Source organism: Stenotrophomonas sp. GD03930, assembly GCF_029839665.1.
GTDB classification, from domain to species: Bacteria; Pseudomonadota; Gammaproteobacteria; order Xanthomonadales; family Xanthomonadaceae; genus Stenotrophomonas; species Stenotrophomonas forensis.
In genome coordinates this window covers 426682-446354 of sequence record NZ_JAOCAV010000001.1, presented here as the reverse complement: position 1 = coordinate 446354, position 19673 = coordinate 426682, and the positions used below count along the sequence as shown (strand labels likewise).

Genomic DNA, 19673 nt, shown 5'->3' with positions numbered 1-19673 from the left:
GTGCAATGCATCATCCTGTTGGCGTGCGCGCTGCGGTACGATTGCCGGCTGATTCGCAACGACTACTGGTCATGGAGTGGCCGCGCAACGATGTCACGGATGCTGATCGTGGTAGGTGACGCCCTGCAGACGGGCGGTTCGGTACTGACAGGTTCCCCGCACACCGATATCGAAGGCCGCGCCGTGGCACGCGTCGGCGATCGGGTGATCTGCGCCCGGCACGGGCCCGGCTCGATCGTGACCGGTGACAGCACCCTGGTCATCGACGGCCAGCCGGTCGCCCGCGACGGCGACAAGGCCAGCTGCGGCTGCGCGCTGATGGCGGGCAAACAGCAGCGGGCGCATGTCGTCGCCGGTGGTGGGGGTGGTGGTGGGCAGGCCACGCTGGGTGCGCTGGCCAAGGTGGCGGGCATCGTGGCGCCGCTGCTGAAGACGATGCCGTTGCAGACGCCGCCGTTCGCACCGCCCGGCACGCCCGCGCCGGAAGAGCCGGTGGCGCCGCAGTGCTGGGTGGACGATCACGATACCCGGATCGATCGCGATGTGGATGGGCGCTATTACGAGGCGTACGACGTCAACGGTGACAAGCACGATTACGCCTTCCCGGTCAGCTACCGCATCGAAATTCCGCTGCATGCGCAGGGCGAGGTGGTGGTGTCGATCAAGGTGCAGCCGATGCCACAGGCCGGGGTCACCGCGGCCGAAGTGACCGCGACGCGGGCACGCATGGAGCAGGGAATCGATCAGTTCTGGAATGGCCGCTTCACCCTGGACATACACGACCCGCAGTGCGGTACCCGCAGTTTCCCGCTCCGCTACGAAGTGCGCTGGGTGCAGGGCGGCAGCGACTACAAACTGATCATCCACCGCAGCTACGACCGCGAGCAGGTCGAGTTTCCGGATATCGACGTCTCGGTATCAACAACGCCGTGGACCTTCGCCCACGAGTTCGCCCATACGCTGGGCGTGCCCGACGAGTATTCCTACAATGATCCGGACGAGGAAACCGTGCGCTACCTCCAGCCCGACGGTACCCTCGATCCGGAAGTGCTGGTTGCCGTTCCCGATTCGCGCGCGCTGTCCGACCCGGCAGCCACCATCATGAATTCGGTCGACTGCGCCGTGACCCTGCCGCGACATGCCTGGAACATCGCGCGCGAGATACGCGAGCTGCTGAGCCGCCAGATCGGCCGGGAGATAACATGCACCGTCAAGTGATTTCACTGATCGCCACTATTATTGCCGCCGCCACTGCGCTGCCGGCCCACAGCAAGGAGCTGCCTCCCGTGATCGAACTTCATGCGCGCTGCGTGGACGATGCCCAGTGCCGTTTCCGTGGGCAGACGCTCAATGTCGAGCTGGAGCTGCGCAACAGCGGCAGTGAGCCGGTGTCATTGCCGCTGGAGTACATCCGCAGTCGTGGTCCTTCGGTGAAGGTGAAGGACAACCACTCCGGCAAGACGACTGCCCTGCGCAGTGGCATGGCCGCCGCCGCGCTGCGGGATCAGATGCAGGAGCTGCGTGCGGGTCAGTCCCTGCGCATTGGTTTTCCGATCAAGCCGCAGGAACTGACCCGGTTCGCGTTGCGCCCAATGGATGTGACCCTGCAGCTTTCGGTGAACCTGACGCCCGGTGCAGGCAGTACCGAAGCGCAGGTGGTGCAGGCGCAGCTGCGCGTGCTCGACGCAGACTGATTGCCGCGCCCAGCGATGCGGCGTCGGATCAATGCGGCCCGATCATCCGGCCGTACCCTGCTTCAGCGCAGTTCCAGGATCTCGTCACCGGCCTCATCGAGCTCACCGGTGGGGCGCCAGCCCAGGCGGCGGTAGAATCCATGCGAGCGTGAGCGCGGATCGGCCGAGCAGGCCAGGAACAAGCGTTGGTGGCCGGCATCGCGGGTCAGGCTGACCACCTCCTGCAGCAGCTGGCGGCCGATGCCACGGCCCTCGTAGTCCGGCAGCAGCGCCAGCACCAGCACCTCGCCGCTGGCGCGGTCGGCGAAGCAGTAGCCCACCATGCGCTCGCCTTCCCAGGCGATGCGGCCGATCGATTCGCCGTGGGCGATGCCGGCCGCCCAGCTTTCCGCGTTGATGCCCAGCTCCGCCAGCTGCGCGGCACTGAAGGCGTTCTCGCGGGTACGCCCGCGCAGGTCGATGCACGCGGCGGCATCGTCGGGGCGGGCATCGCGCACGGAGAGGGGCATGCGGGGCATCCTTGCAATGAACGGCCCGCCAGTATCCGCATCGCGCATGGACCCGGTGTGGAGGACGCGTGGAGATTGCATGGAGCGCCGCTCAGCGCTTGCGCCGGATCAGCGCCGAGGACGCGTCCAGCACCGCGCGGGTCAGCAGCGCCATGGTCTGCACGTCACCCTTCCAGTGCTGCCAGTACAGCGGCACGTCTTCCCACGCGCGCTGCCGCACGTAGACCAGGCGGCCGGCGTCCAGGTGCCGCTTGACCAGCGGCAGCGGGTTCATGGTCCAGCCCATGCCGCCCAGGTTGGCCTGCACGAAGGCGCGGGTGGAGGGAATCCACCAGGTCGGCGCGGTGCTCGGCAGGTCGTCGCCGGCCATGCGTCGGGCAAAACGCGACTGCATCTCATCCTTGCGGTTGAACACCAGCACCGGGGCCTGCGCCAGTGCCTGCGCGGTCACGCCCTTGGCGAAGTGGCGCTCGCGGAACTCCGGGGTGCAGGTCGCGGCGTAGCGGATGCTGCCCAGTGCGTGGATCTGGCAGCCCTGCACCGGCTCGTCCAGGGTGGTCACCGCGCCCAGCACGGTGCCCTGGCGCAGCAGCTCCACGGTGTGGTCCTGGTCCTCCACGCGCAGGTCCAGGGTGGTGCCGGTGCTCTGCGCGAACTGCGAGGCGGCCTGCGGGAACCAGGTCTCCAGGCTGTCGTGGTTCACCGCCACCGGAATGCTGGCCTGGGGCAGGTCCTCGTCGGCCAGGCCCATCCGGTGCAGCGCGTCGTGTTCGAGCAGGGCGGTCTGTTCGGCCAGCTGCACCAGTACCTGGCCCTCGGCGGTGGCGGTGGCCGGGGTGCCGCGCTTGACCAGCAGGCGGCCGACCCGGTCCTCCAGCGCCTTGACCCGCTGCGAGATGGCCGAAGGGGTGACATTCAGCGACTGCGCGGCGCGGTCGAAGCTGCCTTCGCGGATCACCGCGGCCAGGGCGCGCAGCTGGGCATGGTCGATACGCATCGAATTAAGTTCCGCTAATGTTGGTTTAGGAAGTTTAGCTCGTCTTTTTCATGTTGCGGCGCGACAATGGCGCCCGTTCCGGTGCTGTCCGCCTTCGCGAGGCACCGTCCCCCCCAAGCAACACAAGGCAGTCAATCCCATGTTCTCGGTCATCTCCGCCAGCACCGGCCTCGGTGCCTGGTCCTCTGGTGCAGCCACCGGCATCGGCCTGTTCGCCGTGGTCGGGGCCCAGAGCGCCTTCATTCTGCGCCAGGGCATCCTGCGCAAGCACATCGTGCCGGTGGTCGCCACCTGCGCGGCCATCGATGCCATCTTCATCTTCGCCAGCGTCGCCGGCCTGCGCACGCTCACCTCGGCGCTGCCGTGGCTGACCACCGCCGTGCTGTGGACCGGCGTGGCGTTCCTGGCCTGGTATGCGATGAAGTCGGCGCGCCGTGCGATTGCCGGTGGCGGCGGCATGGGCGAGGCTGACAGCGATGACGGCAGCCGCCGTGCCGTACTGATGGCCGCGGTCGGTTTCTCGCTGATCAACCCGCATTTCTGGCTGGACATGATGGTGATCGGCTCGATTGCCGAGAACTTCGGCAATGCCCGCATGGCGTTCGCCGCCGGCGTGGTCACCGCCAGCTGCCTGTGGCTGACCGCGCAGGGCCTGGGCGCGCGCCTGCTGGCGCCGTTGTTCACCAAGCCCGGCACCTGGCGCGTGCTGGACGGCACCATCGCCGTGATCCTCAGCATCCTGGCCCTCATGTTGGCGGTGCGCGGGGTCCACTGACCCGGCGCACGCCCCCCGAACCCACGTCCTGACTCTCTCTCCAAGGTAGTGGTAACGACGGCACCGGCAACGGTGCCGTCGTTTTTTTTTGCCCCTGTGGCATCAGTTGCATGTACGTGCCTAGAATCGCGCATCCGGACAGGCTGTCCGGTTTTCCATGGGGGAAGGATGCGCAGGATTGTGTTGGCCGTGGTACTGGGGGCTTTGTCGGGGGGGGCAGCGGCGGCGACGCTGGATCTGGATCGTTTCCTGCGGCAGGAGTCGTTCACCGACATCAAGATTTCGCCGGGCGGAGAGTACGTTGCCGCCACGGTACCGCTGGAAGCCGGGACGGCACTGGCGATCTATCGCATTGCCGACATGAAGATGGTCGGCAGCTTCCGTCCGCCACGCAATGACCACGCCCACACCTTCGACTGGGTCAGCAACGAACGGCTGCTGGTGGGCATGGCGCAGAAACTCGGGCTGCTGGACCGGCCCACGCCGACCGGCGAGCTGTTCGGCATCAATGCCAACGGCAAGGGCGGCGAGCTGCTGGTCGGGTACCGGGTTGCCGACCAGAGCCTGGGTACCAACATCAAGGTCAAGCCGGCGGGCATGGTCGCTGCGTACCTCAGCGACGAACTGAAGGACGACGACCGCAACGTGCTGGTCACCGTGGTTCCCTTTGTCGGCAACACGCATGCGCAGATCGAGCGCATGGACGTGATGACCGGTCGCCGCAACGCGGTGGCGCGGGCGCCGGTTGCCGATGCGCACTTCACCACCGATGAGCAGGGCGAGGTGCGATTCGCGCGCGCTGCCGTCACCGATGGAACGCAGAAGCTCTACTACCGGGCGGGCAGCAACAGCGAGTGGATCCTGCTCAACGACGAGGCCCTGAGCAAGCGCATCGAAGTGCCGCTCGGTTTCTCGGCCGATGGTCGCCTGGCCTATCTGCAGGTCGAGCAGGCGGAAGGGCCCGACGCGATTGTCAGCTGGGACCCGCAGAGCAATGAGCGGCGCACCGTGCTGCGCGATGAAACCGCCGATCCGTCACGCATCATCCGCCGCCCGGGCAGCCGCGTGCCGGTGGGGGCGCTGTTCCTTGGCGGCGCGCCGCGAACGGCGTTCTTCGATGACGCCTCGGACGAAGCGCGCCTCTACCGCAGCCTTGAAGCGGGCCTGGGAGGGCCGGTCTACATCACCTCCAGCACGCGCGATGGCAGGACCGTGCTGGTGGAGAGCTGGTCAGGCCGCAATCCGGGTGACTTCTATCTGTATGACACGCTGGGCAAGAGCGCCCGGCACCTGATCAGCCGCAGCGACTGGGTCGACCCGGCGCTGACCGCCGAGGTCCGCCCGATCAGCGTCAAGGCGCGCGATGGGCGCCCGCTGCATGGCTTCCTGACGATCCCGCACGGGCGCCAGGCGCGTGCGCTGCCGATGGTGGTGCTGCCGCACGGTGGGCCGATCGGTGTTTCCGACCAGGGCGCCTACGAGGCCGAGACCCAGATGCTGGCAGCGGCCGGATACGCGGTGCTGCAGGTCAATTTCCGCGGTTCTTCCGGCTATGGCCGGGCGCACATGCAGGCAGCGCGCAAGCAATTGGGGCTGTCGATGCAGGATGACGTCACCGATGCCACGCGCTGGGCCATCGAACAGGGCGTGGCGGACAAGGACCGCATCTGCATCTACGGCGCCAGCTACGGCGCCTATGCGGCGATGATGGGCGCGGTGCGCGAGCCGGGTCTCTACCAGTGTGCGGCCGGTTATGTCGGCATCTACGACTTGCCGCTGATGTATGCCCGGGGCGATATCCAGAGCGATGAATCAGGCCTGGCCTACCTGCGCAACTGGCTGGGATCGCCCAATGAGCTGGCAGAGCGCTCGCCGGTGAACCTGGCCGGGCAAGTGCGCGTGCCGGTATTCCTGGCCGCAGGGGGCCAGGACCAGCGTGCACCGATCGTGCACAGCGAGCGCATGGAGGCGGCGTTGAAGAAGGCCGGATCGCCGGTGGAGAGCCTGTACGTCAAGAACGAAGGGCATGGCTTCTACAACCTGGCCAACCAGCGCACCTACTACAGCCGGCTGCTGGCCTTCCTGTCGCGCAGCCTGGGTGGGGCCACCGCCGGCGAAGCAGCACCGGCCGGCAGCGGCAAGGCACCGTAACTGCATCGGCGCGCGTTGGACGCGCGCTTCGGCATGCCGGGCAGCCAGGCTGCCCGGTCAGAAAGGGGACACCATGAAGCATGTAATGCTGCTCGCCGTCCTGCTGTTGCTGTGCGGTGCCCGCCACGCGCGCGCAGCCGAGATCGCGCTGGATGACTACCTGCGGCGCGCCGAGTTCAACGACATCCAGCTTTCGCCCACCGGCGAGTACCTGGCCATGACCCTGCCTCTGGAAGGGGCAACGGCGGTGGCCGTGCTGCGCACCCGCACCATGGAACTGGTCGGCAATTTCCGGCCGCCGCGCAACAACCACGCCAACAGCGTCGATTGGGTGAGCGACAATCGCCTGCTGATCGGGCTGGCCGAGAAGTGGGGGGCGCTGGATGTGCCGCGCTCCACCGGCGAGCTCTACGCGATGGATGCCGATGGCAAGCGGGGTGACCTTCTGGTCGGCTACCGCGCGCGACCGGATGAGCCGGGCCTGGTCAGCGGCCGTGTGGTCGAGCCGGTGGCGGCGTTCCTCGCCGATCCGCTGGCCGGAGACGAGCGCAACGTACTGATCTCGCTGTGGCCGTTCGCCAACGACACCAGCGCACGGCTTGAGCGGATGGACGTCATCACCGGCCGCCGCGTGCTGGTCTCGCGCTCGCCGGTGCAGCGGGCAACCTTCACCACCGACAACGCCGGCGTACTGCGCTTTGCCCGCGGCGCCGCCGCGGACAACATCAACAAGCTCTACTACCGGCAGGACGATGGGCGCTGGACCCTGCTCAACGACGAGGGCAGCAGCCACCGCATCGAACGCCCCATCGGTTTTTCCGCCGACAACCACCTGGCCTACCTCATCGTCGAACAGTCCACCGGCCCGGATGCGGTGGTCAGCTGGAATCCACAGACCGACGAGCGGCGAACCCTGCTGCGCGACGCGGTGGTCGACCCGGCCTCGATCATCTACCAGCCGGGCAGCCGTGTGCCGGTCGGCGTGCAGTTCGTGGGAGCGAACGCGCGCAGCGCGTTCTTCGACGAGCAGTCGCCCACCGCGCGGATCCAGCGCATGCTTGAGAAGGCCTTCCCCGGCCAGCGGGTCAGCCTGCTGTCGGCCACCCGTGACAACGCGCGCATCTTGGTCAAGGTCAGTTCGGGCGGCAATCCCGGCGACTGGTTCATGTTCAATACCGCCACCCGGGAAGCGGCGTTCCTGACCGCGCGCCAGCGCTGGTTCGACCGCGACGGAGCTGCCAGCGTGCGTCCGATCGCCCTGGCTGCGCGCGATGGCCTGCCGTTGCACGGCTTCCTGACCGTACCCAAAAGCAGTGACGGCCGCCGCCTGCCGATGGTGGTGATGCCGCACGGCGGGCCCATCGGCGAATTCGATGATGGTGGTTTCGAGCGTGACAACCAGCTGCTGGCCGCAGCCGGCTATGCGGTGCTGCAGGTCAATTTCCGCGGGTCGGGCAACTATGGTCGTGCCCACACCCAGGCTGCGGCGAAGCAATGGGGCCAGGCCATGCAGGATGACGTGACCGACGCCACGCGCTGGGCCATTGCCGAAGGCATCGCCGACCCACAGCGCATCTGCATCTATGGCGCCAGCTACGGCGCGTACTCGGCCATGATGGGCGCCGTGCGTGAGCCGGCGTTGTACCGGTGCGCCGCGGGCTATGTGGGCGTGTACGACCTGCCGCTCATGTTCAAGCGCGGTGATATCCAGGACCGCACTTCGGGCGTGAACTACCTGAATGAGTGGCTCGGCGATCCCGCGGCGCTGGCAGCGGTCTCGCCGGTGAACCTGGCGGCCCGGATCACGGTGCCGGTGCTGCTGGCGGCCGGGCGCGAAGACACGCGTGCGCCGGTGCAGCACACGCAGCGGATGGAAGCGGCCCTGAAGCAGGCCGGGGTGCCGGTGGAAGCGGTGTACTACCCGCGCGAAGGGCATGGCTTCTACGGCGAAGCCAGCCAGCGCGATTACTACACGCGCCTGCTGGCGTTCCTGTCGAAGCACCTGGGCGGGGCGAACGCCCAGGTTGCAGCATCGGTGGAAAAGGCCAAGGCGCCCTGAGCGGGCGTCGCTGCACCGGGCCTACTTCACCCCGTGCATCATCCGCTTCAACAGCGGCGCAGCAATGAAGGCGAGCACGGCGCAACCCAGGCCGATCCACATCAGCAGCCAGAACAGGTGTGCGTAGGCACCGGCGGCAGCCACCATGTCGAGTGATTCGCCTTCCGGCACCTCGATGGCCGCCAGCTTGCCGAACAGCGCGGCCAGCGTTTCCGAGAACGCAGTGGCCAGGAACCAGGTGCCCATCATCAGGCTCATCACCCGTGGCACCGCCAGTTGGGTCACTGCGGAAAGGCCGACCGGCGACAGGCACATCTCGCCGCTGGCCAGCAGGAAGTAGGCCAGCACCAGCCACCAGACACTGGCCATCTCACCGGTGGCGCCGACCTGCTGCGCCGCCAGCGCCAGCGGCACGAATGACAGCGCACCGATCACCAGGCCCCATGCCGACTTCACCGGCTTGCCGGGCTCCCAGCCGCGGCGGTCCATCCACGTCCACAATGCGGCGAAAGCCGGTGCCAGCAGTACCAGGAACAGGCCGCCAAGATAGGTCAGCGAACCGGCGGTCTGCGGAATCACCAGGCAGTCGCGCACCAGCAGCACCAGCATCAGTGCCACGATGCCGATGAAGAACGCACGTGGTGCGGCCGAACCGGGGCGCCGCTCGGACAGGCGCGCGCTGACCACGAAGCCCAGCGGTGCAAGCAACAGTGAAATGATCGACCACGGCAGCGGCGTACCGCCGGTGATCACCAGCGATGGCACGATGTCCTTGGTCAGCAGGCGGTCGGTGAACGTCACCCACGAGCCGTAGGACTGCTCGTACATCGTGAAGAACACCAGCGCCATGAAGATCAGTACCATCAGCGCGATCATCTGCTGGCGCTGTACCGGTGTGCACTTCGTGCCGGTGAACCACGCGAACCAGACCAGCACGCCGCCCAGCACCACCAGCATCAGCATCAGCGCCAGGCTGATTTCACCGCCCAGCGCGAAGGCACCGTTGCCGGCGGCCCACATCAGCCACGCCACCGGCAGCACACCGAGCACCGCGCACAGATAGATGAGCCATTCGCGCGGCAGGCCCAGCACCTTCTGCTTCAGCGCGGCCGGCTGCGGCGGTTCGGCATGGCCCTGCAGGTATTTCTGGCCCCACAGGAACATCGCCAGGCCAGCCAGCATGCCGATGCCGGCCGCGCCGAAGCCGTACTTCCAGCCGTAGGCTTCGCCGAGGAAGCCGCACACCAGCGAGGAGAACAGCGCACCCAGGTTGATGCCGGCGTAGAACAGCGAGAAGCCCGAGTCACGGCGCGGATCGTCCTTGGCGTAGAGCTTGCCGACGATGGTGGAGATGTTCGGTTTCAGGAAGCCCACGCCCATGATGATCAGCGCCAGCGACAGGTAGGTCACCGCCAGCGCCGAGGTGTCGCGCACCACTTCGCCGTTCACCCGGTACGCGGCATGGCCCTCGAAGGCCATGCCCAGGTGGCCGAGCACCAGCAGGATGCCGCCGAACAGCACCGCCCGGCGCATGCCCAGCCAGCGGTCGGCCAGCATGCCGCCGAACACCGGGATGCAGTACACCAGCCCGCCGTAGGCGCCGAGCAGGTCCAGCCCGGCCTTGTCGCCGAACAGGTGGTACTTGGTGAGGTAGAGCAGCAGCAGCGCCTTCATGCCGTAGAAGGAGAAGCGCTCCCACATCTCGGTGAAGAAGCAGACGTAGACGCCCTTGGGATGGCCCAGGAAGTCGTCGGAGGCGGTAGCGGCAACGGTCATCGACGGCGGGAACAGCGGAAAGGGCGCGATTATAGGCCTGCAGCCGTGCCCGCGCCCGGTAGCGCCCCGCCAGCCTTCAGTAGCTCCACGCCACGCGTGGATGGCCGCCCGATTGACGGCCTACAGGTAGCGCAGCCAAGCCAGGTCGCGGCGGCGGGCCTTGAACCGGCCGAACAGCAGCGTCGGCGGGTACATCGCCACCGCCAGCGCGCAGGCCACCAGCAGCAGGCCGGCCACCGAATCCAGCGCGTACAGGCTGCCGTGGGTGGGGCCCCACGTAGCCAGCGCAGCCACGTACAGCAGCTTCAGCACGTACAGGTGCAGCAGGTAGAAGAACATCGGCGCCGCTCCGATGTCGGCCAGCGGGCGCAGGGCGCGGGCCACTGGCGGCCATTCGTACAAGCGCAGCAGCAACAGGCCCACGCCCAGGGTCAGCAGCAGGAACTGCAATGACGGCGGGTACTTGGTGATGTTGAACACGCTCATCCACGTGCGCAGCGTGCTGGTCTGGTACTGCCACGGGGCATCCCCATACTGGTTGGCGAACCGCAGCAGCGCGAACAGGGCCAGCACGCTGAGGCCTGCCCACAGCAGCCAGCGCTGGCGCTGCGCCGGGTCGCGGTCGCGCGCGAACCACGGCCCCATCAGGTAGCCCAGCACGATCACCCCGATCCACGGCAGTACCGGGTAGGACGTGCGCAGGCGCACGACGCCGGTGTCGATCCAGTCGCGCTGGTGCAGCACTTTCCACAGCACGGCCAGCACGCCGTCGCCTTCCACGCGCACGCCATCGAACAGGTTATGGCCGGCCACCAGCAGCACGCCCAGCACCAGCAGCGCCGGGCGCGGCAGCCACAGCAGGCCGGCCAGCGCGATCATGCTCAGGCCAATGGCCCAGATCACCTGCAGGTACAGCGTGTCCGGCGGGAACTGGAAGGTCCAGGCGAAGTTGACCAGGGTCAGTTCCAGCACCACCAGGAACAGGCCGCGCTTGAGCAGGAAGGCGGCGATCGCGCGGCGCGGGTCGGCCTGGCGCTGGCCATACAGCCACGCCGACAGGCCTGTGAGCAGCACGAACACCGGGGCGCACAGATGGGCCAGCAGGCGGCAAGCGAACAGGGCAGGGGATACGCTGGCCGCATCCATCGGGTCGCCGACCTGGTGCTGCAGGAAAAAGGTCTCGCGCACGTGGTCGAGCAGCATCAGCAGCATGACGGTGCCGCGCAGCTGGTCGATGGAGGCCAGCCGAGGGGAGGAAGGAGAAGCCACGTACGATGTTCGTTCGGCGTGACAGGATATAACATAACAATTGCCCGTTTCCAGCAGGCGCTGAGAGATGTCGACGAGCGCGTCCATCAGCTCAGGGCAGGCAGACCGCAGGACTCCAGCCCAGAGCGTCGTCGTAGCGGACCTGGATCGCCCGCAGGCTGCCATCGGCGTTCGCCTTCACGCAGAATCGGGCGCTATAGAACCGGGTGGCGCCCGTTCTGGTGGCCGACATCGTGACCTCATACAGGCGCCCAGACTGCAGCGTCATGGCCGCTTGCCCTGCAGCGGCGTTGGCTGGCACTTCTCCATAGAGGACGCAAGCGCCGGGTGGAAGCGGGAGTGACGCGGGATAGGAAAAGTCGAAAGACCATAGCCGCCGCAGCGGTGGAGTAATCGCGTCATACACCTCCACACCAAACACCTGAGGAGTCTCACCGATACGCTTGCGCTCTTTCCTGGGAAGCCCGAAACAGGGTCTGCCGGCGTGGTCAGTGACCTCGATCGCGCCAACGCGACTCCAGGCCGATGCGTGATCACAAAGGGGCATCGAGCAGAGCAAGGTCACGATGGCCATGACCGGCCCCTTGATCGGGCGCATACGAAGTGTGTTTTTCATAGGTCGGCTCGGCGACAGCATTTGGATCGTGAACACGATGCGTGGGGAGTCGAGACACTTCAAACGATGTTGGCTGGAATGCTGCAGCGGTGGCTGGCCTGCCCATGTGGGGCAGGGGGCCGCGGTATCCGGTACCCGGCAGCCCATTGGGATATGTGCCTGATGAGCTTGATGCGTTGGCCGAGTTTGGTCAAAAGCGACTATCCCACCGGCGACCCGGCTGCAACCCTCCCGAACCGCACTGGACGTGACGCCCCCTGAACGCTAGCGTGACCAGGATTTTTTGCCAGCAGGGGCTTCCATGAACCACGACGCTGCGCCCAAGCAGCTCACCTTCCGCGCAGTGGCCCTGGCCATCGTGCTGGCGGTGGTGCTGTCGGCGGCCAACGCCTATCTCGGTCTGTTCGCAGGCCTGACCATCGCCACCGCCATTCCCGCGGCGGTCATTTCCATGGGCGTGCTGCGCCTGCTGGGCGGTGGTTCCATCCTCGAAAACAACATCGTCCAGACCGGCGCTTCGGCCGGTTCGTCGATCGCCGCCGGTGTCATCTTCACCATCCCGGCGCTGGTGATCATGGGCTACTGGCCGGACTTCAAGTACTGGTGGGTGCTGGGCATCGCCGGCCTGGGCGGCCTGCTGGGCGTGCTGTTCTCGGTGCCGCTGCGCCGTTCGATGATCGTCGAAGACCCGCTGCCGTTCCCGGAAGGCAAGGCCGCGGCCGAAGTGCTCAAGGCCGGTGAGAACCCCGGCCCGGGCCTGAAGATCCTCGGCCTGTCGGCTGTCATCGGCGCCTTCGTCAAGCTGGCCGCCGAAAGCGGCCTGCGCCTGATCCCCGATGCCTGGGCCACTTCGGCCTACGTCGGCAGCTCCAAGATCACCGCCTTCATCGGCACCAACCTGTCGCCGGCGCTGCTCGGCGTGGGCTACATCGTCGGCCTCAACGTCGGCATCGTGGTGGTGTCCGGTTCGATCCTGACCTGGCACATCGCCATTCCGATCTACCAGGCATTCTTCATGAACACCGATCCGGCCCTGGCTGCGTCGGTCGCCACCGCCTCGTCCACCGAGGCCGCGTTCGCCATCTGGGGCGCGAAGATGCGCTACCTGGGCGTCGGCGCGATGCTGATCGGTGGCATCTGGACCCTGATCTCGCTGCGCAAGTCGCTGCTGAACGGCGTCAAGAGCGGCTTCGCGGCTGCGCGCAAGAGCGGTGGCCCGGTACTGGCGCACACCGAGCGCGACCTGCCGATGAAGTGGATGCTGGTGGCACTGGTGGTCTTCGTGCTGCCGCTGCTGGCCCTGTACCAGGCCATCGTCGGCCAGTGGCATGTGTCGATCCCGATGACCCTCATCATGATCGTCGCCGGCTTCCTGTTCGTTTCGGTCTCGGCCTACCTGGCTGGCCTGATCGGTTCGTCCAACAACCCGGTCTCGGGCATCACCATCTCCACCATCCTGTTCGCCTCGGCGGTGCTGGTGCTGCTGCTGGGCAAGGATGGCCTGCAGCCGGTCGGTGCCTTCGGTGCGCCGCTGGGTGCGGTGGCCGCGATCATGATCGGCGCAGTGGTGTGCTGTGCCGCCGCGGTCGGCGGTGACAACCTGCAGGACCTCAAGGCCGGCTACATCGTCGGCGCCACCCCGTGGAAGCAGCAGCTGATGCTGGGCATCGGTGCGTTCTCGTGCGCGCTGATCATGGCCCCGGTGCTGAACCTGCTGGCCACCGCCTACGGCATCGGCGTGAAGTCCGAGCTGCACCCGAACGCGCTGGCCGCGCCGCAGGCCAACCTGATGGCCTCGGTGGCCAAGGGCCTGTTCGGTGGTGAGCTGCCCTGGACCTTCATCGGCATCGGTGCCGTGGTCGGCGCCGCGATCATTGCCTTTGACAGCTGGCTGAAGTCGCGCAACGCACGTTTCCGCGTGCCGGTGCTGGCCGCCGCCATCGGTATCTACCTGCCGCTGGAGCTGATGGTGCCGATCTTCCTGGGTGGCCTGATTGCCCACCTGGTCGAGCGTTTCCACAAGGTGCGCGCCGATGACGAAGAGGGCCGCGACCGCGTGCACAAGCCGGGCGTGCTGTTCGCTGCCGGCCTGATTACCGGCGAAGCGCTGATGGGCATCGCCATCGCCGTGCCGATCGTGGTCAGCAGCCGCGCCGACGTGCTGGCCGTGCCGTTCCACCTGCCGGGCGCACAGTGGATCGGCCTGGCCGTGCTGTTCCTGGTCGGCTGGCTGATCTACCGCACCGGCAAGCGCGCCGTGGCGTAAGGGGTGGGTCGGATCCCTTCCGGCAGGGAAGGGCTCTGACTCCAGGTTTGATGGGTAGTGCCGGTCGCTGGCCGGCAACCCCGGAACCCATGAAGGCCCATGAGTGCCGGCCAGCGGCCGGCACTACCGCAAACCCCGCCCCGGCGGGGTTTGCTGTTTCTGGCGGCTGCCCGCACGCAGCCATGACCGATGGCCTTGGCAGCCTCGGTCGCACGGGCCTAACATCGGTTTTTTGCCGTCCTGCGGAGACCCCGATGAAACTGCGTCATGCCCTGCTGCCACTGAGCCTGCTGGCCGCCCTGCCCAGCGTTGCCGCTGCCCGTGGCCTGGAAGTCCGCGACATGGTGGCCATGGACCGCGTCTCCGCGCCGGTACTGACCGCGGACGGTGGCACCGTGGTGTTCGCCAAGCGCAGCGTGGACGCCAACCTGAAGGCCTCCACCGCGCTGTTCGCACGCAACCTGCTTACCCGTGATGCGGCACCGCCGAAGCAGATCACCCCGGCTGGCTGGAACGTCAATTCCGCTTCGCTGTCGGCCGATGGCCAGACCGTGTACTTCCTCAGCGCCCGGAACGGCAGCCAGCAGCTGTACGCACAGCCGATCAGCGGTGGCACCCCGCGCCAGCTGACCGATTTCGCGGTCGACGTGGACAGCTACCACGTGTCGCCGCAGGACGACCGCGTGCTGTTCAGCGCCGGCGTGTTCCAGGCGTGCGCCTCGGACCTGGCCTGCACCGGGAAGAAGCTCAAGGACAACAAGGACGCCAAGGCCAGCGGCAAGGTCTTCGATTCGCTGTTCGTGCGCCATTGGGATACCTGGAATGACGGCCGCCGCAACACCCTGTTCGTGGCGCCGTTGCCGGCGGCCAAGGCCGGTCCGGTCAAGGGTGCGTCGGCGCTGAGCGCGACCATCGATGGCGATGCACCGTCCAAGCCGTTCGGCGGCAATGATGACTTCGCGTGGTCGCCGGATGGCGCCAGCGTGGTGGCCAGCATCCGCGTGGCTGGCAAGCAGGAGCCGTGGTCGACCAACTTCGACCTGTACCGCTTCGACGCCGCCGGCAAGCAGGCACCGGTCAACCTGACCGCGTCCAACCCGGCCTGGGATGCCGGCCCGGTGTTCAGCGCCGACGGCAAGACCCTGTTCTACCGCGCGATGAAGCGCCCGGGCTTCGAGGCCGACCGCTTCGGCCTGATGGCGATGGACCTTGCCAGCGGCAAGACCCGCGAGATCGCCCCGCAGTGGGATCGCTCGGCCGGTGGCATTGCCCTGTCCGCCGATGGCGCCAGCATCTACACCACCGCCGATGACCTCGGCGAACACCCGCTGTTCCAGATCGACGTGGCCAGCGGCAAGGCCACCAAGCTGATCGGCGACGGCAGCGTGACCGCGGTCGACGTGGCCGGCAACAGCGTGGCGATCACCCGCAACAGCCTGAAGAGCAACGACCAGGTGCTGGTCGGCCTGCTGCCGGCCGCTGGCCAGCCGATCGGCGAGCTGCGCGCGCTGACCCCGGCCGCTGGCGAGGTGCTGAAGGACGTGTCCTTCGGCGACTACGAGCAGTTCGAGTTCAAGGGCTGGAACAACGACACCGTGCACGGCTACGTGGTCAAGCCGCACAACTACCAGGAAGGCAAGTCCTACCCGGTCGCGTTCCTGATCCACGGCGGCCCGCAGGGCAGCTTCGGCAACGGCTGGAGCTACCGCTGGAACCCGCAGACGTACGCGGGCCAGGGCTACGCGGTGGTGATGATCGACTTCCACGGTTCCACCGGTTACGGCCAGGCCTTCACCGATGCGATCAGCCAGCACTGGGGCGACCGCCCGCTGGAAGACCTGCAGAAGGGCTGGGACGCGGCGCTGAAGAAGTATTCCTTCCTCAACGGTGACAAGGCCTGTGCACTGGGCGCCAGCTACGGTGGCTTCATGGTCAACTGGATCGCCGGCAACTGGAACGGCCCGTTCAAGTGCCTGGTCAACCATGACGGCGTGTTCGACCAGCGCATGATGGGCTACGCCACCGAAGAGCTGTGGTTCACCGAGTGGGAGCAGGGCGGTACGCCGTACCAGAAGGCCGCGAACTACGAGAAGTTCAACCCGGTCAACCACGTGGCGGACTGGAAGAAGCCGATCCTGGTCATCCACGGCCAGCAGGACTTCCGCATTCCGGTCGAGCAGGGGCTGGCTGCGTTCACCGCGGCACAGCGGCAGGGCATCGAATCGAAGTTCCTGTACTTCCCGGACGAGAACCACTGGGTGCTGAAGCCGAACAACAGCATCCTGTGGCATGACACCGTCAATGCCTGGCTGAAGCAGCACATCGGCGAGTAAGCGCCTCCGGCGCCGCCCTTCGGGGCGGCGCTCTGCTTTCTGGTAGTGCCGGCCGCTGGCCGGCAACCCCATTCTGCTCCCCACCCCTGCCAGATTGCCGGCCAGCGGCCGGCACTACCCAGAGCGCCTGCATGCCTTCGACCGCCCTGATCCAGAACGACATCGTCGTCTTCGGTTTGATCGCCGCCACCCTCGGCGCCGTGTTCTGGACCGCCTCGCGCGAGCAGGGGCTGTGGAAGCGCTTCTACACCTTCGTGCCGGCACTGCTGCTGTGCTACCTGATTCCCGGCATCTACAACACCGTCGGCCTGATCGACGGCCAGAACACCAGGCTCTACAACCCGATCGCGCGCGACATCCTGCTGCCGGCGGCGCTGATCCTGCTGACCCTGGCGGTGGACATCAAGGGCATCCTGCGGCTTGGCCCGAAGCTGGTGCTGATGTACCTGGGCGCTTCGGCCAGCATCATGCTCGGTGCCGTGGTGGCCTTCCTGGTGATGCGCGCGATCCATCCCGACACCGTGGCCGGCGATACCTGGGCCGGCATGGCTGCGCTGGCCGGCAGCTGGATCGGCGGCGGTGCCAACATGCTGGCGATGCGCGAAGTGTTCGACGTCAACGCCACCACCTTCGGCCAGTTTGCCGTGGTCGATGTCGGTGTCGGTTACGTGTGGATGGCGGCGCTGATCTTCCTGGCCGGGCGCGCGGCGAAGATCGATGCGCGCAGTGGCGCCGATACCTCGGCCATCGATGAACTGAAGGAGCGCATCGCGCGCTTCCAGGCCGAGCACGAGCGAATTCCCAGCCTCACCGACCTGATGCTGATCGTGGCGGTGGCCTTCGGTGGCGTCGGCCTGGCGCATGCCATCGGTGCACCGCTGGCCGCATGGTTCAAGATCAACGTCAGCTGGGCCGCACAGTTCAGCCTGGATGCGCCATTCGTGTGGGTGGTGGTGCTGTCGACCACGCTGGGCCTGGGCCTCAGTTTCACCCGTGCGCGCACCCTGGAAGGCGCGGGCGCCTCGCGCCTGGGTTCGCTGCTGCTGTATTTCCTGATCGCCTGCATCGGCATGCAGATGGATCTGCTGGCGCTGCTGGACCGCCCGTGGCTGTTCCTGCTCGGCCTGATCTGGATCGCCGTGCACATCGTGCTGCTGTGGTGCCTGGGCAAGCTGCTGAAGGTGCCGTTCTTCTACTTCGCCATCGGTTCGCAGTCGAACATCGGTGGCCCTGCCTCGGCGCCGGTGGTGGCCGCGGCGTTCCATCCGGCCCTGGCGCCGGTCGGCGTGCTGCTGGGGACGATGGGCTACGCCACCGGCACCTATCTGGCCTACGTCGTCGGCATCACCCTGCGCGCGCTGGCCGGGCAGGGCTGAGCGGGTAGTGCCGGCCGCTGGCCGGCAACCAGGCGATGCTTCACAGTTTCAGGAAATTGCCGGCCAGCGGCCGGCACTACCGATGCTTTACGCCACCGGCAAGCCGCGTTCGATCAACCAGGCTTTCGCGTCTTCCGCGTCCTGCTCGAACCGCGCCGAGTGAAAAGTTGGGCGCCGCAAGGTTCGGCGCGTCGCCACGCGCCCGTGGCCAACCGCGCCCGCGGCTTTACGCCACCGGCAAGCCGCGTTCGACCAGCCATGCCTTCGCATCCTCGGCATCCTGCTCGAACCACGCCTTCGTAGACCCCAGCCGGTACGTATACCCCCACGCATCCATGTCGGCCATCAGCCGTTCGCTGCCGACACCGGGCAGCTGCCCGGCCAGCACGATCTGCAGGTAGCAGGTAGCGTCTTCCTCGGCCACCGAGTCGGTGGCATCGGTGTGCACCTGCGCACGCCGCTCCGGCGGCAGCACGATCAGGTGGCAGGCTTCGTGCAGCATCGAGTGCACGGGCGTGTCATCGCGCACGTACACGTTGCTGGCGATGATGCCCGCCTCCGGTTCGCCCCAGTAGCTGCCGGGAATCGGTTCACCGGCGGCCACGTGGTGCAGCCGAAGGCCATGCGCGGCGAGCAGGCACTGCGCATCGGCGAAGGCGATGTCGCCCACGCAGGTGATGTCCACGGCGGTTGTCGTATCGGTCATGCGGGTCACGCGGCCCCGCCCATGCAGGCACGGGCGGGGCAGGGCATCAGGGTTTGTCCGGGCCTTCAGGCAGCGCCACGGAGATGTCCAGCACGTCGTGCTGGCCATCCTTCACCAGGTCGACCTTCACTGCATCGACGTCGATGTTCACGTACTTCTTGATCACTTCCAGCAGCTCGCGCTGCAGCAGCGGCAGGTAGTCCGGGCCACCGCGGTGGCTGCGTTCCTGCGCGATGATGATCTGCAGGCGGTTCTTGGCGGTTTCGGCGGTGGTCTTCTTCGCTTTGAGGAAATCAAACAGGCCCATGCTTACCCTCCGAACAGCTTGCTGAAGAAGCCCTTCTTCTCGACGTTGGTGAAGCGCATCGGGCGTTCTTCGCCGAGGATGCGCGCGACGGCGTCTTCATAGGCCTGGCCGGCAGCGGATTCGACATCCAGGATCACCGGCTCGCCCTTGTTGGAGGCGTTGAGCACGTCGCCCGATTCCGGGATCACGCCGATCGCCTTCAGGCCGAGGACTTCCTCGACGTCGGCGATGCTCAGCATCTCGCCGCTTTCCACGCGCACCGGGGTGTAGCGGGTCAGCAGCAGGAAGGCCGGCACGTCCTGGCCGGACTCGGCCTTGTGGGTCTTCGAATCGAGCAGGCCGATGATGCGGTCGGAGTCGCGCACCGAAGACACTTCCGGGTTCACCACCACCACCGCGCGGTCGGCGAAGTACATCGCCAGGAAGGCGCCCTTCTCGATGCCGGCCGGGGAGTCGCAGATGATGTAGTCGAAGCCGTCGGCGGCCAGGTCCTTCAGGACCTTGCCCACGCCTTCCTGGGTCAGCGCGTCCTTGTCGCGGGTCTGCGAGGCAGCCAGCACGTACAGGTTGTCGAAGCGCTTGTCCTTGATCAGGGCCTGCTTGAGGGTGGCTTCGCCGTGCACGACGTTGACGAAGTCGTACACCACGCGGCGTTCGCAGCCCATGATCAGGTCGAGGTTGCGCAGGCCGACGTCGAAGTCGATCACCGCCACCTTCTTGCCGCGCCGCGCCAGGCCGCAGGCCAGGCTCGCGCTGGAAGTGGTCTTGCCGACGCCGCCCTTGCCGGAGGTGACTACGATGATTTCAGCCAAAGGACTTCTCCTGATGATTCTGTTTGG

The 19673-nt window shown here is 67.0% G+C and carries 16 protein-coding genes; 8 read left to right on the top strand and 8 right to left on the bottom strand.

Annotated elements, in window-relative coordinates:
- Window positions 1–99: 99 nt before the first annotated feature.
- Complete coding sequence (locus tag N5C18_RS02100; RefSeq protein ID WP_279943710.1) at window positions 100–1218, top strand: PAAR domain-containing protein; 1119 nt, start codon at window positions 100–102, stop codon at window positions 1216–1218.
- The gene (locus N5C18_RS02095) at window positions 1203–1694 is read left to right on the top strand and encodes a hypothetical protein (RefSeq protein ID WP_164085680.1); all 492 of its coding nucleotides are present in this window, start codon (window positions 1203–1205) and stop codon (window positions 1692–1694) included. The genes N5C18_RS02100 and N5C18_RS02095 overlap by 16 nt, the downstream gene beginning before the upstream one ends.
- A gap of 62 nt (window positions 1695–1756) precedes the next feature.
- Here N5C18_RS02095 and N5C18_RS02090 read toward each other — a convergent pair whose 3' ends face one another.
- The gene (locus tag N5C18_RS02090) at window positions 1757–2203 is read right to left on the bottom strand and encodes a GNAT family N-acetyltransferase (RefSeq protein WP_164241666.1); all 447 of its coding nucleotides are present in this window, start codon (window positions 2201–2203) and stop codon (window positions 1757–1759) included.
- Window positions 2204–2294: 91 nt separating this feature from the next.
- Window positions 2295–3200, bottom strand: a complete 906-nt coding sequence (locus N5C18_RS02085; RefSeq protein WP_006424060.1) for a LysR family transcriptional regulator ArgP — start codon at window positions 3198–3200, stop codon at window positions 2295–2297.
- A 139-nt stretch (window positions 3201–3339) separates the two neighbouring features.
- Here N5C18_RS02085 and N5C18_RS02080 point away from each other — a divergent pair, with 139 nt between their 5' ends.
- The 3 genes from N5C18_RS02080 (at window position 3340) to N5C18_RS02070 (ending at window position 8185) form a co-directional block, all read left to right on the top strand.
- Window positions 3340–3975: a LysE family transporter gene (locus N5C18_RS02080; RefSeq protein ID WP_279943707.1), complete on the top strand. Its 636-nt coding sequence runs from the start codon at window positions 3340–3342 to the stop codon at window positions 3973–3975.
- A 168-nt stretch (window positions 3976–4143) separates the two neighbouring features.
- Window positions 4144–6126: a S9 family peptidase gene (locus N5C18_RS02075; RefSeq protein WP_279943706.1), complete on the top strand. Its 1983-nt coding sequence runs from the start codon at window positions 4144–4146 to the stop codon at window positions 6124–6126.
- Window positions 6127–6199: 73 nt separating this feature from the next.
- Window positions 6200–8185: a prolyl oligopeptidase family serine peptidase gene (locus N5C18_RS02070; RefSeq protein WP_279943704.1), complete on the top strand. Its 1986-nt coding sequence runs from the start codon at window positions 6200–6202 to the stop codon at window positions 8183–8185.
- A 21-nt stretch (window positions 8186–8206) separates the two neighbouring features.
- Here the strand turns inward: N5C18_RS02070 and N5C18_RS02065 are convergent, their stop codons facing one another.
- The 3 genes from N5C18_RS02065 to N5C18_RS02055 form a co-directional block, all read right to left on the bottom strand.
- Window positions 8207–9961: an oligopeptide:H+ symporter gene (locus N5C18_RS02065; RefSeq protein ID WP_164085685.1), complete on the bottom strand. Its 1755-nt coding sequence runs from the start codon at window positions 9959–9961 to the stop codon at window positions 8207–8209.
- A 120-nt stretch (window positions 9962–10081) separates the two neighbouring features.
- Window positions 10082–11230, bottom strand: a complete 1149-nt coding sequence (locus tag N5C18_RS02060) for a heparan-alpha-glucosaminide N-acetyltransferase domain-containing protein (protein WP_053449098.1) — start codon at window positions 11228–11230, stop codon at window positions 10082–10084.
- Window positions 11231–11321: 91 nt separating this feature from the next.
- Window positions 11322–11804 (bottom strand): hypothetical protein, encoded by a 483-nt coding sequence (locus N5C18_RS02055; RefSeq protein ID WP_230078939.1) that lies wholly within the window; start codon window positions 11802–11804, stop codon window positions 11322–11324.
- Window positions 11805–12147: 343 nt separating this feature from the next.
- Between N5C18_RS02055 and N5C18_RS02050 the strand changes: the two genes are divergently transcribed.
- The 3 genes from N5C18_RS02050 to N5C18_RS02040 all read left to right on the top strand — a co-directional run bounded on the left by N5C18_RS02050 (window position 12148) and on the right by N5C18_RS02040 (window position 17821).
- Window positions 12148–14112: an oligopeptide transporter, OPT family gene (locus N5C18_RS02050; RefSeq protein WP_053510209.1), complete on the top strand. Its 1965-nt coding sequence runs from the start codon at window positions 12148–12150 to the stop codon at window positions 14110–14112.
- Between the two features lie 254 nt (window positions 14113–14366).
- The gene (locus tag N5C18_RS02045) at window positions 14367–16445 is read left to right on the top strand and encodes a S9 family peptidase (RefSeq protein WP_279943703.1); all 2079 of its coding nucleotides are present in this window, start codon (window positions 14367–14369) and stop codon (window positions 16443–16445) included.
- 131 nt (window positions 16446–16576) lie between these two features.
- Window positions 16577–17821 carry a DUF819 family protein gene (locus N5C18_RS02040; RefSeq protein WP_279943701.1) on the top strand — a complete coding sequence of 415 codons (1245 nt, stop codon included), beginning with the start codon at window positions 16577–16579 and terminating at the stop codon, window positions 17819–17821.
- A 226-nt stretch (window positions 17822–18047) separates the two neighbouring features.
- Here N5C18_RS02040 and N5C18_RS02035 read toward each other — a convergent pair whose 3' ends face one another.
- From N5C18_RS02035 to minD, 3 genes are read right to left on the bottom strand one after another with little or no spacing between them, the layout of a single operon-like run.
- Window positions 18048–18527: a hypothetical protein gene (locus N5C18_RS02035; RefSeq protein ID WP_164241672.1), complete on the bottom strand. Its 480-nt coding sequence runs from the start codon at window positions 18525–18527 to the stop codon at window positions 18048–18050.
- A gap of 46 nt (window positions 18528–18573) precedes the next feature.
- On the bottom strand, window positions 18574–18834 hold the full coding sequence (gene minE / locus N5C18_RS02030; protein ID WP_005408532.1) for a cell division topological specificity factor MinE: 261 nt from the start codon (window positions 18832–18834) through the stop codon (window positions 18574–18576).
- A 2-nt stretch (window positions 18835–18836) separates the two neighbouring features.
- Window positions 18837–19646, bottom strand: coding sequence for a septum site-determining protein MinD (gene minD / locus N5C18_RS02025; protein WP_006424120.1), 810 nt, complete (start codon window positions 19644–19646; stop codon window positions 18837–18839).
- Between the last annotated feature and the right edge of the window lie 27 nt (window positions 19647–19673).

Bases quoted from the DNA above. Each gene is read 5' to 3' on its own strand.
- N5C18_RS02100 (WP_279943710.1), top strand. From the start codon at position 100: ATGCTGATCGTGGTAGGTGACGCCCTGCAGACGGGCGGTTCGGTACTG.
- N5C18_RS02095 (WP_164085680.1), top strand. From the start codon at position 1,203: ATGCACCGTCAAGTGATTTCACTGATCGCCACTATTATTGCCGCCGCC.
- N5C18_RS02090 (WP_164241666.1), bottom strand. From the start codon at position 2,203: ATGCCCCTCTCCGTGCGCGATGCCCGCCCCGACGATGCCGCCGCGTGC.
- N5C18_RS02085 (WP_006424060.1), bottom strand. From the start codon at position 3,200: ATGCGTATCGACCATGCCCAGCTGCGCGCCCTGGCCGCGGTGATCCGC.
- N5C18_RS02080 (WP_279943707.1), top strand. From the start codon at position 3,340: ATGTTCTCGGTCATCTCCGCCAGCACCGGCCTCGGTGCCTGGTCCTCT.
- N5C18_RS02075 (WP_279943706.1), top strand. From the start codon at position 4,144: ATGCGCAGGATTGTGTTGGCCGTGGTACTGGGGGCTTTGTCGGGGGGG.
- N5C18_RS02070 (WP_279943704.1), top strand. From the start codon at position 6,200: ATGAAGCATGTAATGCTGCTCGCCGTCCTGCTGTTGCTGTGCGGTGCC.
- N5C18_RS02065 (WP_164085685.1), bottom strand. From the start codon at position 9,961: ATGACCGTTGCCGCTACCGCCTCCGACGACTTCCTGGGCCATCCCAAG.
- N5C18_RS02055 (WP_230078939.1), bottom strand. From the start codon at position 11,804: ATGGCCATCGTGACCTTGCTCTGCTCGATGCCCCTTTGTGATCACGCA.
- N5C18_RS02050 (WP_053510209.1), top strand. From the start codon at position 12,148: ATGAACCACGACGCTGCGCCCAAGCAGCTCACCTTCCGCGCAGTGGCC.
- N5C18_RS02045 (WP_279943703.1), top strand. From the start codon at position 14,367: ATGAAACTGCGTCATGCCCTGCTGCCACTGAGCCTGCTGGCCGCCCTG.
- N5C18_RS02040 (WP_279943701.1), top strand. From the start codon at position 16,577: ATGCCTTCGACCGCCCTGATCCAGAACGACATCGTCGTCTTCGGTTTG.
- N5C18_RS02035 (WP_164241672.1), bottom strand. From the start codon at position 18,527: ATGACCGATACGACAACCGCCGTGGACATCACCTGCGTGGGCGACATC.
- minE (WP_005408532.1), bottom strand. From the start codon at position 18,834: ATGGGCCTGTTTGATTTCCTCAAAGCGAAGAAGACCACCGCCGAAACC.